Origin of the sequence: Caulobacter ginsengisoli (assembly GCF_030814835.1) — a bacterium.
Lineage (GTDB): Bacteria > Pseudomonadota > Alphaproteobacteria > Caulobacterales > Caulobacteraceae > Caulobacter > Caulobacter ginsengisoli.
This window is the reverse complement of the sequence record NZ_JAUSVS010000002.1, coordinates 662,027-677,597: the sequence shown is the minus strand read 5'-3', so window position 1 is coordinate 677,597 and position 15,571 is coordinate 662,027. Positions and strand designations below refer to the sequence as shown.

Genomic DNA, 15,571 nt, shown 5'->3' with positions numbered 1-15,571 from the left:
TTATATACGGAGGCATCCTCCGTTTATCAAGGCCACCTTGTGAGAAAACCGAGAGCCGATTCCTTACGCAACCGCGAGCGCCTGCTCGAGGCGGCCAAGGCCGGCTTTACCGAGGTCGGGCCCGAGGTCAGCCTGGAGGAGATCGCCCGCCGCGCCGGCGTGGGCATCGGCACCCTCTATCGCCACTTCCCCACGCGCGACGCGGTGGTGGAGGCGGTCTACCGCCGTGAGGTCGAGCAGCTGGCCGAGGCGGCGGGACGGCTCTCCGAGACGTTGGCGCCGGCCGAGGCGCTGCACGCCTGGATGCGGCTTTTCATCGACTACATCGCCACCAAGAAGGTGGTCGCCCCTGCGCTGGGCGCCATGGTCGGCGGGCCTTCCGAGCTCTACGCCGTCACCGGCCAGCGGTTTACGACGGCCATCAGCGATCTGGTTTCACGGGGCGTCGCGGCCGGCGAAATCCGCTCCGATGTCGAGCCTTACGATGTCCTGCGCGCTGTGGGCGCCTTCGCCTACGGCGCCAGCGGGCCGGGCTGGGAGGCCAGCGCGCTGCGGTTGGTGGACATCTTCATGGATGGGTTGCGGGCTCAGTAGTCCTTCCGCCACCGCACCGACAGTTTCGCATCCCCCTGCCCCGCCACGCGAGAGACGATGGAAAGGGTCTTCTTGACCCGCCATTCGACCTGGGCCGCCGGGCCTTCGCGGCCGCCACCGATGATCTCGAGATAGACGTCGTCGGTGATGTATTTGCCGCCGGCGATGGTCATGGCGCCCGAGGCCCCGCCGCCGGCGAAGGCGATGCGGTCCAGGCCCGTGAGGCTGCGCAGGCCGCCGATGACGTCGAAGCCGCCGCCGCCGGCCAGGGCGGCCAGGCCTGACGCCAGTTGCGCGGCCTCCAGCGGCGAAAGCTGGCTGGCCGAGGAACCGAACAGCACGCGGGAGAGCACCTCGTCGTCCGGCAGGGCCGGGGTGGAGGTCAGGGTGATCTCGGGCTTGGCGGCGGTGCCCCTGACCCGGATGACGGCGGTCAGGGTGGGGTCATCGCGGGTGGCGGTCAGGTCCAGGCGGATGCGGTCGGCGCGGCTGGCCAGGTAGACGGCGCCGCGATTGTCGAACTGGAAGCGCTTGCCGGCGAAGTCGTATTCGCCGCGCACCAGGCGGGCGACGCCCTCCAGGGTCGGGTCGGCGGTGGTGCCGCCGACCCTGGCGTCCAGGCTCATCTCGGCGTTGAGGCCCCGACCCTCGATGAAGATGCCGCGCGAGGCCTTGAGGCTGACATCCAGGGCCACGACCAGGCCGCGGGCCTTGGCTGGCTGCAGGGTCAGGCCTTTGCTGGGCGGCTTGTTGATCTCGATGACGTCCATCGGGGTGACGCCCGAGGGGGTGGGCGGATCGGCGGCGATGTCGGCGCGGTCAACCTTGAGGGCGCCTTCCAGCCGCACCTTGCCGGCGGCGTCGCGATTGAGGGTCGCCTGGCCCGAGGCGATGGCCATGGCGGTTTCGTTGTTGATCAGGGTGAACTGCTTGAGGTCCATCCGGAAACTTGAGGTCCCCTCGCGGACCAGGCTGATCCGGCCGCTGCCCGTCATCGACCCGCCCCGCCCGTCGCTGCCCTGCACGCGGCTGACATCGATGGCGCTGTCGTTGAAGTCGGCCTGCAGCGCGACGTCCTTGAGTTTCAGGCCCGTCTGGCCGTCCTCGAAGGCCCCGCCGTCCAGACGGGCGTCGCCGACGATGCGGGGGTCGGCCAGGGTGCCGCTCAGTGTCGCCTGAGAGGTGACATTACCCGACAGGCTGCGCTCGCCGCCGACCAGCAGGTCCCAGAGCGGCTTGACCTCGCCGTTGGCCTTGAACCAGCCCTTCATCGGCTGGCGGCGGGCGATGGCCAGGTGAAGCGGCGCGGCCGAGGCCTCGACCGGCAGGGTCAGGGCGGCCTGGGCCTGCAGGCCCTTGTCGTTGGAGGCCTGGGCGGTGATGTCGAGGACCGTGTCGTTCAGCGTCGCCTTCACCGTGCCGTCCATCGAGGCGTTCTTCGACGAGCCCCGGGCGCGGGCGTCATTCAGCGTGGCCTCCAGCGCCCCGCCCAGCCGGGTCCCCTGCCCGCGCAGGGTCAGTTTGGCGTCGATCTGACCGGCCAGGTCCTCGTTGACGACGCCCAGTTCGACGCCCTCCAGGGCCAGCAGGATGTCGGCCGAGCCCGAGCCGCTGCGGGCGTCCAGGGCGGCCTTGCCCTTGCCCATGGCCAGCCGCAGATGGGCGGTGGTGTCGCCGCCGCCGCCGAAGGCGAACTGGCCGGTCTCCAGGGTCTTGAAGTTCAGCTGCACGAACTGGCCGGCCCCATCCAGGGCCACCTGATAGCGGTCGCCCTTGTTGGTCACCGTGCCGGTGGAATCGAACTTGAAGGGCCCGGGCCCCGTGACGCCCTGGGCCTGGATGGCGACGGGCAGTTGGCTGAGCGGGCCGTTGGCGCGCAGATGGGCGGTGTCGAACCGCACACCGGCGACGTCGCGCAGGGTGGCGTTCTTGGCGGTGATGTCGAGATCGACCCGGGGACCGCCGGCCGCGTCGACGATCTTCAGCATGCCGCTGGCCGAGCCCTGGGTCAGCAGCACGCCGGGCCCGGCCGCCACCGTAAGGTCGGCGGTCGAGGGCAGGCCCCGGCGCAGGGACAGCGCCCCCTTGGCCTGCACGCCGCCAGCGTCGGCGTCGAGACCGGTGAGGTCGAGGCCACCGGGCATGAAGTTGAAGGCCGTCTTGGCGCGCGCGGCGCCAAAGGCGCTGGTCGCCGTGATGGCGAACTGGCCGTCCGTGCCGTTGGGCCCGCGCAGGAAGCTTAAGGTCACATGCGCCGCCTTGAGCGGCAGGCGCGGCAGGTCGATGGCGTCGAAATCGGCATTGAGATCGGCGCGCGGGGCGCCCAGCGTGCCGGTCAGGGCCCCGTCGCCCTTGGCCTTGCCAGCGATCTCGACGGGTCCGGCATGGAACGGCCCCTCGGCGGTCCAGTTGAGGTTGAAGCCCAGGGTCCCGCCCTTGCCCAGCACGCCTTTTGCCTGCATTTGGCCGGCCTTGCCCTCCAGCCGGCCGTCGCCCAGCGAGACGGCGCCGTCGGCATAGCTGGCGGCCAGCTTCAGGTGCGGGGTCGGGCCCAGCAGGCGGTCCAGCTCGGCCCAGCCGCTGGCATAGGCGCTGCCCCTGGCGTCGACGGTGAACAGCCAGGGCTTGCCGGCCGCCGCCTGGCTGGCCGACCAGCCGCCGGAGATGCCGCCATTGGCGCCCGCCCGGGCCGCCTTGAGATTGGTGAGCTGGGCCTGGCCCTTGAAGTTGAGGCCGCCGAGGATGCCGCGGTCGCCGCTGCCCTGGACCTTCAGGCCCACGCCGTTGGCGTCGAGGCGCTTCATCAAGAGGCGCCCGTCCTTGAGCCGCACCAGCTCGACCACGGCCGTCGGCGCGCCGCCCAGCAGCGCCGCCAGATAGCCGGAGCCCGACCCGCCCTGCCCGGTCAGCTTGCCGCTGATGGTCGTCTCGCGGTCCTTGCGGCCGACCGTGACCGTTCCGCTGGCGCGGGCCAGGTCATAGGGGCCGAAGTCGAGTTTATCGCCCGCCAGCGAGCCGACGATCTTCCAGTCCTTGGCGACGCCCTTGAACACGCCCTGGGCCTGGGCCCCGCCCTTGAACACGGGTCCGGCGATGCGGCCGAGATTGGGGGTGCGGGCGGTGAGGGCCAGGCCCGCGGGGCCGGTGGTCTGCTGGCCGACATTGGCCTCGCCCTTGACGGTGGCGCTGAGGTTCTCGGCGTCGGCCCTGGCCTCCAGGGCATAGAGGCCCTTGGTTTTGGCCTTGGCGCCGGTGACCGTGAAGCGGGCGCGGTCGCCGAACATCCTGGCCAGGGGCGTGGTCAGGCGCGACGCCGCCAGGGAGATGTCGCCCTGGGCGTTGCCGCCCGCGGCGTTCCAGGCGCCGGTGGCCTGGGCCGGCGTCGTGGTTCCGCTGGTGGTGACCAGGTTGAAGCGGCCTTCCTTCACCGTCCCGGAAAGACGGGCGGTCAGCTTGAAGGTCTGGTCGGCCGGCAGGCCCAGGGCCCCGGCCAGCGCCCCGCCCTTGGCCTCGCTGGCGTCGGCGGTCAGGGCCATCAGCTTCTTGCCGCCCAGGTCGAAGGCGATGTTGGCGTAGTCGCCCAGATGCAGCAGGCTGCGGGTCTGGATACGGGTCTTGGTCCCGCCGTTGCGCTCGACATCGAGGTTGCCGGCGATGTCGAAGAGGCCGGCCTGGTAGCTGAAGGCCGGCAGGGTCTCCAGGGTCAGGTGGGCCGTCTCGATCTGCACCGACAGCGGGATCGGCCGGGGCGGCGTGGGCGCCGACAGGATCGGACGGCGGTAGATGATGACCCGCTGGGCGGTCAGCCGGTCGACGAACAGGCGGCGGCTGACCAGCCGGGGCGAACGCCAGACCAGCTCGGCGTTGCGGCCCTCCAGCCAGACGCCCTTCTCATCGCTGATGGTCAGGCGGCGGATCTTGAGATCCCGCCACAGGTCGCCCGACAGCCCCTCGACATGCAGCCGCCCGAAGCGGCCCAGCTTCAGCCCCTCCAGCCGCGATTCCAGGAAGGCGCGGCCGGGGCCAGTGTTGACGCCGTAGCGCACGGTCAGGCCCGCCGCCACGACCAGCACCGCCAGCAGGCTCACCGTGATGATCAGCCATGGCCCCTTCAAGCTGGGCAGGCGGAACCTGGGCAACCTCATCGGGGGCAGCCGGAACCTGCGTTTGGGTGGTGGCGGGGCGGCGTCGGTCAAAAGCTCTGCCCGATGCTGATATAGATCTGGAATGCCGCGTCGCCCTTGCGCTTGTCCAGCGGTATGGCGATGTCGGCCCGGATCGGCCCAAAGCCCAGATTGTAGCGCACTCCGATCCCGGCTCCGACGCCGAAGTCCTTGCCGGCCGGAAAGCCATCGGCCCCCACCGCCCCGACGTCCAGGAAGGCCACCGCCCCCCAGCGCTCGGTGATGTCGCGGCGATACTCGATCGAGGCTTCCAGCAGCGAGCGGCCGCCGATCGGGGTGTTGTCGCTGAGGCGCGGACCGATGCCCTGGTAGCCATAGCCGCGCACCGACCCGCCGCCGCCGGAATAGAATCGCCGCGAGGCCGGGATGTCGTTGATGCTGCCGCCCCAGATGGTTCCCAGTTCCAGACGGCCCGCCAGGATGTTGTGCTCGCCGCGGTCGAGCGGCAGGTAGTAGCTGCCCTGGACCTGGCTGCGCAGATAGACCTGCTGGATGTCGCCGAAGGTGGCGGTGGGTTCGGTGCGCCCCTCGACACGCCAGCCCCGGCGGGGGTCGAGCGGATCGCTTGAACGATCCAGGGCGAAGGCGGCCAGCAGCGAGCCGGTGACGAGGTTCTGGGGCACGCCCTTGATGATCACCACCCCAATGGTCTGTTTGTTGGTCACCTGGCCGGCGTCCAGCGCCGCGCCGACGGTGATGAAACTGGTGCGTCCGTAGCGGCGGGTCAGGTCCAGCGAGACGCCGACGCCGGTCTGGTCATAGGCGTCGGTCTGTTCGTTATAGGCGCTGCCGACCAGGGTCAGGGTCTGCTGCGGCCGGCGCCAGTGCGGCAGGGCCAGGCGGTATTCCAGCCGTTGCTCGATCTGGGCCAGCTTGAGGGTGATGGTGCTGGTGTCGGCCCGGCCAAGGCGGTTGTAGCGGATCCAACGGGCGTCCAGGCCCGCCCCCTCGCTGGTCGAATAGCCGGCCCCCAGTTCCAGCGTATGCGGCGGACGGTCGGTCAGGCTGACCAGCACCGGCCGGGTGCCGTCGGGCAGCAGCTGCTCCTTGGGGGCCAGGGTGACGGTGACGCTGTCATAGACGCCGGTGTCCAGCAGCCGCCGCTCCAGTTCGGCGATATCGTCGGGCTTGTAGATCTCGCCGCTCTTCCAGGGGGCCAGACCGGCGATGAATTTGGAATTGGAGCGGCCGGTGCCGGTGAGCTGCACGCCGTCCAGCCGCACCAGCATGCCGGAAACGACGACATAGGTCGGCCGCACCGTGTCGTCGGCATGGTCGACCACCACCTCACGCTGGCCCGGCGTGGCGTCGGCATAGCCCCGCGCCTGCAGCGCCGCGATGATCCGGCCCTCGGCCGACAGGATGGTGGCGGCCCGGCCGGTCGCCCCGATGCGCAGGGCCATGGCCTGCTCGGCGGCCTTCTGGATGTCGGCCAGCGGCGGCTCGCCCTCCCAGCGCACGGTCGGGGCGGCGATGCGGAATCGGGGGCCGGTCTTGACCTTGAGCACCGCCTCGGGCGGCTGGCCGCTGTCCTCGTCGTCGGGATCGGCCACGTCGGCCTCGACGTCGTAGCCGTAATAGCCTTCCGAGCGCAGGACGGCGATGGCGTCCTCGCCGGCCTGGCGCGCCCGCCGCCTGGCTTCAAATCGCGTGGTGGCCGGGCTGTGGCTCTCGCCGATGGCCTGCTCGATCAGGTCGCGCAGATCGCCCTCCGGGACCCCCTCGATCCTGGCCTTGGGGGTTTCCGCAGATACGGGCGCGGCCGCCATCTGGGCGGCCACGGCGACGGAGGCGGCAAGGGCAAGACGCAGCGGCGCCAAGCGATTCATTCCCTTCCTTGCGCCCCCCAGGCTCGTTTAGTCGTGGCGCGGGCGGGTGTCACGCTTACAGGTGAACCGGCTCTGGCCCTTTGCTTGAGCCAAGAAAGTTGCACAAATGTGAGGCGGCGCGCCGCCAAGGCGACGAGTCGAGCCGAAAGCGGCGCACTATGGCCGCAACGCGGTCTATCAGGTCGGGGGACATTCAGTCCCCGTCAGGAAGGGCAAGGCTAATCAGCGTGGCGAAAGCGCGAGTAACCGGAACGGCGCCGGCTCCCGCCCCGACCGAAGCGGCCTATCTGCCCGGCGTGGCCTTCGACGAGATGTACGCCGAGGGCGGGATGGTGCGCGAGCACTACAATCCCATCCACGCCCGGCTGGCGACCCTGAGCCCCGAGGCCCTGGCCGAGCGGCAGAAGACGCTGGAGCGGTCCTTCCTGCTGCAGGGCATCACCTTCACCGTCTATGGCGCCGAGGCGACCACCGAGCGGATCATCCCCACCGACCTGATCCCGCGCATCATTCCCGGGGCGGAGTGGAACCGCATCGAGAAGGGCCTGATCCAGCGCCTCAAGGCGCTGAACATGTTCCTGGCCGACATCTATGGCGAGCAGCAGATCCTGATGGATGGGGTGGTGCCGCGCGACCTGGTGCTGGGCGCGGCCAGCTACCGACGCGAGATGCAGCACGTCTTCGTGCCCCACAAGGCCTATGCCAACGTCTGCGGCTCGGATCTGATCCGCGGCCAGGACGGCGAGTTCGCCGTGCTGGAGGACAATCTGCGGGTCCCATCCGGCGTCTCCTACATGCTGGCCAACCGCGACGCCGCCAAGCGGACCTTCCCGGGCACCTTCCGCATCGCCAATGTCCGGCCGGTCGAGCGTTATCCCGACCTGCTGCTGGCGACGCTGAAAAGCATGGCGGCCGAGTGGCGGCCCAACCCGCAGGTCGCGGTGCTGACGCCTGGCGTCTACAACAGCGCTTATTACGAGCACGCCTATCTGGCCCGGCTGATGGGGGTGCCCCTGGTCGAGGGGCGCGACCTGGTGGTGCATGAGAACCAGGTCTACATGCGCACGACCACGGGCCTGCGCCGCATCGATGTCATCTATCGCCGGGTCGACGACGACTTCATCGACCCCCTGACTTTCCGGCGGGACTCGGGGCTGGGGGTGGCGGGCCTGTTCAACGCCTACCGGGCCGGCAATGTGGTGATCTGCAATGCCCCGGGCACCGGGGTGGCCGATGACAAGGCCGTCTACGCCTACGTCCCCGACATCATCCGCTACTATCTCGACGAAGACGCCATCCTGCCCAACATCGAGACCTTCCTCTGCCGCGAGCCGGCCCAGCTCAGCCACGTGCTGGCCAATCTGGACAAGCTGGTGGTCAAGGCGGTGGGGGCGTCGGGCGGCTACGGCATGCTGGTCGGGCCGCACGCCAGCCAGAAGGAGCGGGACGAGTTCGCCACCGTCCTCAGGGCCGATCCCGGCAACTATATCGCCCAGCCGACCATCCAGCTGTCGACCGCCCCCTGCCTGATCGACGGCGCCAATATCGAGCCGCGCCACGTCGACCTGCGCCCCTTCATCCTGTCGGGCGAGAAGACGGTGGTGACCCCCGGCGCCCTGACCCGCGTGGCCCTGCGCCGGGGCTCGCTGGTGGTGAATTCCAGCCAGGGTGGCGGCTCCAAGGACACCTGGGTCCTGAGCGAACCCCGGAGCGCCAAGTCATGATGCTGGCCCGTGTCGCCGACAGCCTCTACTGGATCGGCCGCTATGTGGAGCGGGCCGAGCACCTCTCGCGCCTCTCCGACGTGATGCTCAACGCCACCCTCGACCAGACCGACGCGGCGGCCCAGGCGGCCTATATCGCCCTCTCGGCCGTGGGCGACCGCGACCAGGCCCGGGCGGCCAAGCCCTATGAGGCGGCCCTGGCCCTGGTCATGGACCGCAAGGACCCCAACTCGGTCTTGATGTCCCTGGCCCTGGCCCGCGAGAACGCCCGCCAGGTGCGCGACCAGATCACCACCGAGACCTGGGAGCGGCTGAACCTGCTGTTCCTGAAGGTCACCGCCGACGACGCCCCCCAGGAGTTCGAGCGGCAATCCTCGGCCTTCCTGCACGACATCATCGCCGACCTGCACCTGTTCAAGGGCGCGGCCGACGCCACCATGAGCCATGGCGAGGGCTGGCGGTTCCTGCTGCTGGGGGTGCATATCGAGCGGGCCCAGTTGATCGCCCGCCTGCTGGAGGTCTGTTTCGGCGACACCCGCGGCCGGCGGGTCACCGACCGCCTGGCGTTGATGAGCCTGCTGCGCATGGCCTGCGCCCTGGAGCCATACCTGCGGCAGTACACCGCCGAGATCGAGCCGCGCTACATCCTGGACTTCCTGCTGTTCGACGAGGACTTCCCCCGCTCGATCCGCTTCGCCACCGCCCGCATCGAGGAGGACCTCACCTCGCTGGCCCGGCGGATGGATTCGCACGGCCGGGCCGGCCCCGAGCGGCTGGCCGGCCGGCTGAAGGCCCGCCTGCAGTTCGCCGATGTCGAGGAGCTGGAAGCCACCGGGGCCAGCGGCCTGCTGGCCACCGTGACCACCGAATGCGCCCGCATCCATGAGGCCATCTACGAGACCTTCGTGGCCTATCCCCTCGAACTGAGGCTGCCCGCCTGATGCTGCTCGAGATCCGCCACGTCACCGACTACCACTATGAGCGCCCGGTCCGGGAAAGCGTCATGGAGCTGTGGATGCAGCCCCAGAAGAGCCCTCGCCAGCGGCTGATCAGCTTCGAACTGGAGCTGGACCCCCGCGCCCAGCTGTTCAGCTATCCCGACACCTTCGGCAACGCCGTCTATCACTTCGACGTCCCCCAGCCGCATGACTCCCTGCGGATCATCGCCCGCTCGGCGGTCGAGACCGAGCGGGCGCCGGCCATCCCCGAGAGCCTGGACATCGGCGAATGGGACCGCCTGCGCAGCGACTTCGTGCGCGGCGAATGCTTCGACTTCCTGCGGCCGCACGGTTTCGTGGCACCCTCCCCGCGCCTGCAGGCCTTCGTGGAGAAGGCCGGGCTGGACGCCCTGCGCCGGCGCGATCCGCTCAGCGCCGTGCGGGCCCTGAACACGGCCCTCTACGAGGCCTTCGCCTACGACCCGGACGCCACCACCGCCGAGAGCCCCATCGACGTGGCGCTGAAGGCCAAGGCGGGAGTCTGCCAGGACTTCGCCCATATCATGCTGACCATCTGCCGCGACTGGGGCCTGCCGGCCCGCTATGTCTCGGGCTACCTGTTCACCGACCGCAAGCACCATGACCGCTCCGACCCCGACGCCACCCATGCTTGGGTCGAGGTCTTTCTGCCTTCGCTGCGCTGGGTGGGGCTGGATCCGACCAACAACGTCCTGGCGGGCGAGCGCCATGTGACGGTGGCCATCGGCCGCGACTATGCCGACGTGCCGCCCAGCCGCGGCGTCTACAAGGGCGAGGCCGACAGCCAGCTGGCCGTCGCTGTGCAGGTCCGCAAGGCCCGGGCGGCTCTCGCCGAACCCGAATTCATCCGCGCCACCCGCCCCAACTTCCCGGGCGGGCGCCGCCGCAAGGACAGCGACGTCCTGATGCGCGAACAGCAGCAGCAACAGCAGCAGCAGTAGCCATCGGCGCCCGCATCGACGCTCTGATCACGGCATTACTCAACCTCGGTAACTTGGGGTTGCATCTGCTCGCGAAGCATCACCTATTATGAGAGGAAGAGGGGTTAAGTCTCTACGGAATTTAAGCAATTTCCGCAGAACCCCGGTTGGCGAAACGACGGGGCTTAATGGTGAAACACGCATACGGCGAGGCCACGTATGCCACGGCGGCGGAGGTCAGCCGCAACTTCGGACGCTGGCAGGATCAGGCGCTGGCCGGGCCGGTGGTGGTCACCCATCACGGCCGACCGAGGGTGGTGGTGATCTCCGCTCACCAGTACGAGGCGATGACCGAGGAGGCGGCCGGCGGGATGGCCGAGGATCCTCCGGAGACGGCGCGGCTGCAGGAAGCCCTGGCCGCCCTGCAGGCCTTCCAGACCGTGACGGGCGGCGGCGCGATCCGCCTGACGCGACGGGGCGTCATCGCGACCATCGACGAACCGGTGGCGGAACTGCTTGGCCTCAGCGGTGAGGAAGCGGTCGGCGCCCTGTTGACCGATCTGATCGACACCGGCGAGCGCCGGCGGGTGACCGCGGCCCTGGAAGCCTGTTTCGAGGAGGGCGTCGCCGCCCAACTCGACCTCAAGCGCCTGGGCCGGACAGGCGAGGCGGCGCCGGTCACCCTGGGCCTGGCCCCGGTGCGGCGGGACAGCCTGATCGACGGCGTGGCGGTCGCGGTGACCCGGACGACGCCCGGAGGGGGCGTCGAGGTTTGGTAGGCCGGGTGGGGGTCGAACCCACGACCATTCGATTAAAAGTCTGAGGCGGGCGGCTGTATTGTCGGCCAGCCGTTAGACGTTTCCCGGTCTGTTCGGAACCAACCTTCCCTCGGGTGGTCAGGCCGGTCTAACGGGTCCGTGGTGATGCGGCTGGCCAGGGGCGGCGAGAGCCTCTTCCCCAGCCACGACGCTATCCAGGTCAGCCCGCTGGAAATCGCCCTGTCCGTCGACGCCAGCCAACCGGGTCTGGACGAGTTGCTGGCGCTGGAGTGAAGCAACTGACGCTATCGTTTCCAGTAATGCGCTGCGATTCTTCGCCAGCGGCGCCCGTGTTCCCTAACCTCATCAGCACTGGTGACCAACTCCTCCAAGGTATTAAGGCTGGGGGAACTTTCGGCCGTGGCTGCGAGGCGATCGACCTCCTCAGCAAACGATCGCCACGCGCTAAGGTGCTCCGAAGCGACCTTCCTAGTGGCAAACGATGTCCAGCGCTCGAGCGGGTGCGAAATGAGTTCACCCATCACTTCAGCCACCTCAGCAGCATCGAGTTTCATCCCGTCCCGCCACTCGTCCAAACCGCCGCTCTCCTGAAGGTTTTCGAGAATAGTTTCACCTCTCTTGACTGCTTCGTCGAAGAGTCGAGCCACCATCCAGTGTTGTCGATCGAGGGCCCGCTGACCCGAGCGTTGGGCCACTCCGGTCTGCCAAACCGATACTCCGATAATTAGTATCGCGCCCACAGCTTGGCTCCACGACGCGAGACCTGGATGCGCATCCATCCATCTGAGGGAATTGGCAAAGGCCAACGTAGGAAATCCGCCGACCGCCCGAAGGCTCGTATTTAACGAACTCAACTCAATCCAAATTACGGCGGCAAACAACGGCAATACGATCCAGGGCGTATATCGAAGCCAGCCCTCACGGGCGGCTGCTCGTTTCCTAATATTTCGCTTCGCAATTATTACAGCTGGCTTGGGCGGGAACAGTCTATTCAGGCCGTAACGGAGCTTCTCAAAAAGGAGCTGAATTCTCCTTTTGATTTCGGGCACCGGATGCGCTGCGTCGGGCTCATCCTGAGGATTCATTGGAATATCCTACTGTCCGTGAATTTCTCTGACCAAGATCTTTGGCATTTCCAAGTTGTAAGCGGCCGGCCGCTCGAAGAACAGCGGCCCGGCCACGTCTTCATCGATCCCACGCAGGCCAGTGGCAGCCGAGCGCTCACGCTCAGAGCCCTGCGCCATAGCGGTGAGGTCCAGTTCGCCCGCGCCGGCTGCACCGTCCCGGAAATCGCAGCGACTATGGGCCATTCCATCTCGTCGGTAGAGCAAATCCAGTCAGTCTATCTGCCGCGAGACAATATCGTCGCATCGAACGCCCAGGCCAAGCGGGGGCTCATCCAGAACATAGCCAGCACAAAGGTCTAGCGGGTGGGCCCACCAAGAGTCTAACGACCCCAAGTTATGCCGGCTAACCCGAGGCGGAAAGTATTGATCCGCCTCCGGAAAGTATTGGTAGGCCGGGTGGGGGTCGAACCCACGACCATTCGATTAAAAGTCGAATGCTCTACCACTGAGCTACCGGCCCGCCGCGGACCCGAGATTCCCGGGCCGAAAGCGGCGCGGACCATAGTGGCGGCAATCGGCGGGGGCAAGCGTTCAAGCGGTCTTGCGGGAAGACAGGGCTGAGCTAGCATCGGCGCCATGCGCGTAGCCCTCGCTCTCACTCTTCCAGCGCTGATTCTGCTCGGCGCCTGCGCCACGGCCAGCAAGCCGCCGCCTCCGCCGTCCATGCGGGTGGTGACCACCGACGAGGCCAACCGGGGCGGGGTCAAGGGGGCGGCCGCCGCGCCGCTGCGCGACGTCAACCTGCTACGCACCAAGATCCCGCAGGTGCTGCTGGACGCCCTCAACGATCCCTATGAGCGGCCCCGGCCGATGACCTGCGCCAGCCTGGCCGCCGCCATCCAGCCGCTGACCGACGCCCTGGGGGCCGACATCGACGAGCCGTCTTCGTCCGACGACCGTGACCTGATCGTCAAGGGCCGCGACGCCGCCGAGGACACCGCCTTTGGGATGATGGCCTCGGCCGCCCAGGATCTGATCCCGATGCGCAGCTGGGTGCGCCGGCTGACCGGGGCCGAACAGCACGACCGCCTGGTCCGCGCCGCCATCACCGCCGGCGGCATCCGTCGCGGCTATCTCAAGGGCCTGGGCGAAATGAAGAACTGCCCGCCCCCGGCCATGCCCAGCCACATCAAATCGACCCTTCCCCCGCCCGAGGAGAAGAAAAAGGGGCCGAAGTATCCGATCCGCTAGTCCGGCTTGAGGTGACGAGCGCGGAAATCGCGGCGGAAAGCCTCCAGCCGGCCCTCGGCGATGGCCGCGCGCATCGCCGCCATCAGGGCCTGGAAGAAGGCGATGTTGTGCCAGGAGAGCAGGACCTGGCCCAGGATCTCCTCGGCCTTGACCAAGTGGTGCAGGTAGGCGCGGCTGTAGTCGCGGCTGGCGGGGCAGTCGCTGGCCGGATCGAGGGGCGACTCGTCCTCGGCAAAGCGCGCGTTCTTGAGGTTGATCGACCCCTCCCAGGTCCAGGCCTGGCCATGGCGGCCAGAGCGGGTGGGCAGGACACAGTCGAACATGTCGACCCCGCGCCAGACCGCCTCGACCAGGTCGATGGGCTTGCCGACCCCCATCAGATAGCGGGGGCGGTCGGCGGGCAGCAGGCCCGGCGCATAGTCCAGCACCTCGCACATCGCCTCATGGCCTTCACCGACCGCCAGGCCGCCGATGGCGTAGCCGTCATAGCCGGTCTCGGTCAGCCGCTCGGAGGATTCGCGGCGCAGGGTTTCGAAGGTCGAGCCCTGCTGGATGCCGAACAGGGCCTGGGTCTCGCGCGTTCCGAAGGCGGCCTTGCTGCGGGCGCCCCAGCGGGCCGAGAGGCGCATGCCGTCGGCGGCGCGCGCCTCCTCAGCCGGCCAGGCGACGCATTCGTCCAGCTGCATGACGATGTCAGAGCCCAGCAGGTCAGCCTGGATCTCGATGGAGCGCTCCGGCGAGAGCACGTGGCGCGAGCCGTCGATATGGCTCTGAAAGGTCACCGCCTCCTCGCTCATCTTGCGGATGCCCGACAGCGACATGACCTGGAAGCCGCCGCTGTCGGTGAGGATGGGGCCATCCCAGCGCATGAATCTGTGCAGACCACCAAGGCGCGCCACCCGCTCGGCCGTGGGCCGCAGCATCAGGTGATAGGTGTTGCCCAGGATGATGTCGGCGCCGGTCTGGCGCACCTGGTCTACCGTCAGGGCCTTGACCGTGCCGGCCGTGCCCACCGGCATGAAGGCCGGGGTGCGGATGTCGCCGCGCGACGTCTTCAGGACGCCGGTGCGGGCTGCGCCGTCGGTGGCGGAGATATCGAAGGGGAAGGCGGTCATCAGGCGGCGCGGAATAGCAGGCTGGAGTCGCCGTAGGAATAGAAGCGGTAGCCTTCCGCGATGGCCGTCTCGTAGGCGGCCCGCATCGTCGCCTGGCCCGCGAAGGCGCTGACCAGCATGAACAGGGTCGATTTGGGCAGGTGGAAGTTGGTCATCAGGACGTCGGCGGCGCGGAAGCGGTAGCCCGGGGTGATGAAGATGGCCGTCTCGTCGGCGAAGGGGCGGATGACCCCGTCCTCGCCCGTGGCGCTTTCCAGCAGCCGCAGCGAGGTGGTGCCGACGCAGACGATGCGGCCGCCGGCGGCTCGGGTAGCGTTCAGGGCCTGAGCGGTCTCGGCGGAGACCTCGCCGAACTCCGGATGCATGCGGTGCTCGGCGACCACCTCGGTCTTCACAGGCAGGAAGGTGCCGGCCCCGACATGCAGGGTGACGAAATGCTGCGAGACGCCGCGCGCCTCCAGGGCCGCCAGCAGTTCCGGCGTGAAATGCAGGCCAGCGGTCGGGGCGGCGACCGAGCCATCCTCGCGGGCATAGACGGTCTGGTAGTCGGCCCGGTCGCGCTCGTCCTCGGGCCGTTTGGAGGCGATGTAGGGCGGCAGCGGCATGGCCCCGCGTTCATGGATGGCCATGTCCAGGTCGGGGCCGGCCAGGTCGAAGGCCAGGGTGACCTCGCCCCCCTCCCCCTTCTCGACGACGGTGGCCGCCAGGCTGACCAGGAAGCAGGCCCGGTCGCTGGCCTCGCCGAACTCGATGCGATCGCCGGGGGCCAGCTTCTTGCCGGGCCGCATGAAGGCGCTCCAGCGCGAGGGCGACAGGCGCCGGTGCAGGGTGGCCTCGACGGCGATGTTGCTCTCGCCGCGATGGCGGCGGCCGGTCAGGCGGGCCGGAATCACCCGGGTGTCGTTGAAGACCAGGGCGTCGCCAGGCTGGAGCAGGCTGGGCAGGTCCCGGACCTGGGCGTGCGCCAGCCCCTGGCCCGGATGCACAACCAGCATGCGGGCGGTGTCCCGCGGACTGGCGGGTCTGAGGGCGATCAGGGCCTCGGGCAGGTCGAAATCGAAGTCGGAGAGCAGCATGGGGCCGCACGTCCGCCACGATGGCGCGCCAAGGTCAAGCGCGCGGTAGACAATT

At 68.8% G+C, this 15,571-nt stretch carries 13 protein-coding genes and 1 tRNA gene; 8 read left to right on the top strand and 6 right to left on the bottom strand.

Going from position 1 to position 15,571, the window contains the following annotated elements; translation table 11 throughout:
- Nucleotides 1–39 precede the first annotated feature (39 nt).
- Entirely contained in the window at nucleotides 40–594 is a 555-nt protein-coding gene (locus QO010_RS08695; RefSeq protein ID WP_307348255.1) for a TetR/AcrR family transcriptional regulator, read from the top strand.
- Here the strand turns inward: QO010_RS08695 and QO010_RS08690 are convergent.
- Nucleotides 588–4,739 (bottom strand): translocation/assembly module TamB domain-containing protein, encoded by a 4,152-nt coding sequence (locus QO010_RS08690; protein ID WP_307348253.1) that lies wholly within the window; start codon nucleotides 4,737–4,739, stop codon nucleotides 588–590. The genes QO010_RS08695 and QO010_RS08690 overlap by 7 nt on opposite strands.
- Nucleotides 4,740–4,786: 47 nt before the next feature.
- Nucleotides 4,787–6,607, bottom strand: a complete 1,821-nt coding sequence (locus QO010_RS08685) for an autotransporter assembly complex protein TamA (RefSeq protein ID WP_307348251.1) — start codon at nucleotides 6,605–6,607, stop codon at nucleotides 4,787–4,789.
- 311 nt (nucleotides 6,608–6,918) lie between these two features.
- Between QO010_RS08685 and QO010_RS08680 the strand changes: the two genes are divergently transcribed.
- From QO010_RS08680 to QO010_RS08660, 5 genes are all read left to right on the top strand, one after another.
- Nucleotides 6,919–8,331, top strand: a complete 1,413-nt coding sequence (locus QO010_RS08680) for a circularly permuted type 2 ATP-grasp protein (RefSeq protein ID WP_307348643.1) — start codon at nucleotides 6,919–6,921, stop codon at nucleotides 8,329–8,331.
- On the top strand, nucleotides 8,328–9,272 hold the full coding sequence (locus QO010_RS08675) for an alpha-E domain-containing protein (RefSeq protein ID WP_307348249.1): 945 nt from the start codon (nucleotides 8,328–8,330) through the stop codon (nucleotides 9,270–9,272). The genes QO010_RS08680 and QO010_RS08675 overlap by 4 nt, the downstream gene beginning before the upstream one ends.
- The gene (locus tag QO010_RS08670) at nucleotides 9,272–10,249 is read left to right on the top strand and encodes a transglutaminase family protein (protein WP_307348247.1); all 978 of its coding nucleotides are present in this window, start codon (nucleotides 9,272–9,274) and stop codon (nucleotides 10,247–10,249) included. Before QO010_RS08675 ends, QO010_RS08670 begins: the two co-directional genes overlap by 1 nt.
- Before the next feature lie 167 nt (nucleotides 10,250–10,416).
- Complete coding sequence (locus QO010_RS08665) at nucleotides 10,417–11,007, top strand: type II toxin-antitoxin system prevent-host-death family antitoxin (RefSeq protein ID WP_307348245.1); 591 nt, start codon at nucleotides 10,417–10,419, stop codon at nucleotides 11,005–11,007.
- A gap of 144 nt (nucleotides 11,008–11,151) precedes the next feature.
- The gene (locus QO010_RS08660; RefSeq protein WP_307348243.1) at nucleotides 11,152–11,280 is read left to right on the top strand and encodes a hypothetical protein; all 129 of its coding nucleotides are present in this window, start codon (nucleotides 11,152–11,154) and stop codon (nucleotides 11,278–11,280) included.
- 11 nt (nucleotides 11,281–11,291) lie between these two features.
- Here the strand turns inward: QO010_RS08660 and QO010_RS08655 are convergent, their stop codons facing one another.
- Entirely contained in the window at nucleotides 11,292–12,092 is an 801-nt protein-coding gene (locus QO010_RS08655) for a hypothetical protein (protein ID WP_307348241.1), read from the bottom strand.
- Between the two features lie 18 nt (nucleotides 12,093–12,110).
- Between QO010_RS08655 and QO010_RS08650 the strand changes: the two genes are divergently transcribed.
- A complete protein-coding gene (locus QO010_RS08650) occupies nucleotides 12,111–12,434 on the top strand; it encodes a hypothetical protein (protein ID WP_307348239.1) in 324 nt (107 codons plus the stop codon).
- 85 nt (nucleotides 12,435–12,519) lie between these two features.
- Here QO010_RS08650 and QO010_RS08645 read toward each other — a convergent pair.
- Nucleotides 12,520–12,594, bottom strand: a tRNA-Lys gene (locus QO010_RS08645).
- A gap of 116 nt (nucleotides 12,595–12,710) precedes the next feature.
- Here QO010_RS08645 and QO010_RS08640 point away from each other — a divergent pair.
- Nucleotides 12,711–13,325 (top strand): hypothetical protein, encoded by a 615-nt coding sequence (locus QO010_RS08640; protein ID WP_307348237.1) that lies wholly within the window; start codon nucleotides 12,711–12,713, stop codon nucleotides 13,323–13,325.
- Here the strand turns inward: QO010_RS08640 and tgt are convergent.
- A complete protein-coding gene (gene tgt / locus QO010_RS08635; protein ID WP_307348235.1) occupies nucleotides 13,322–14,440 on the bottom strand; it encodes a tRNA guanosine(34) transglycosylase Tgt in 1,119 nt (372 codons plus the stop codon). The two genes, QO010_RS08640 and tgt, sit on opposite strands and share 4 nt — an antisense overlap.
- Complete coding sequence (gene queA, locus QO010_RS08630) at nucleotides 14,440–15,516, bottom strand: tRNA preQ1(34) S-adenosylmethionine ribosyltransferase-isomerase QueA (protein WP_307348234.1); 1,077 nt, start codon at nucleotides 15,514–15,516, stop codon at nucleotides 14,440–14,442. Before queA ends, tgt begins: the two co-directional genes overlap by 1 nt.
- Between the last annotated feature and the right edge of the window lie 55 nt (nucleotides 15,517–15,571).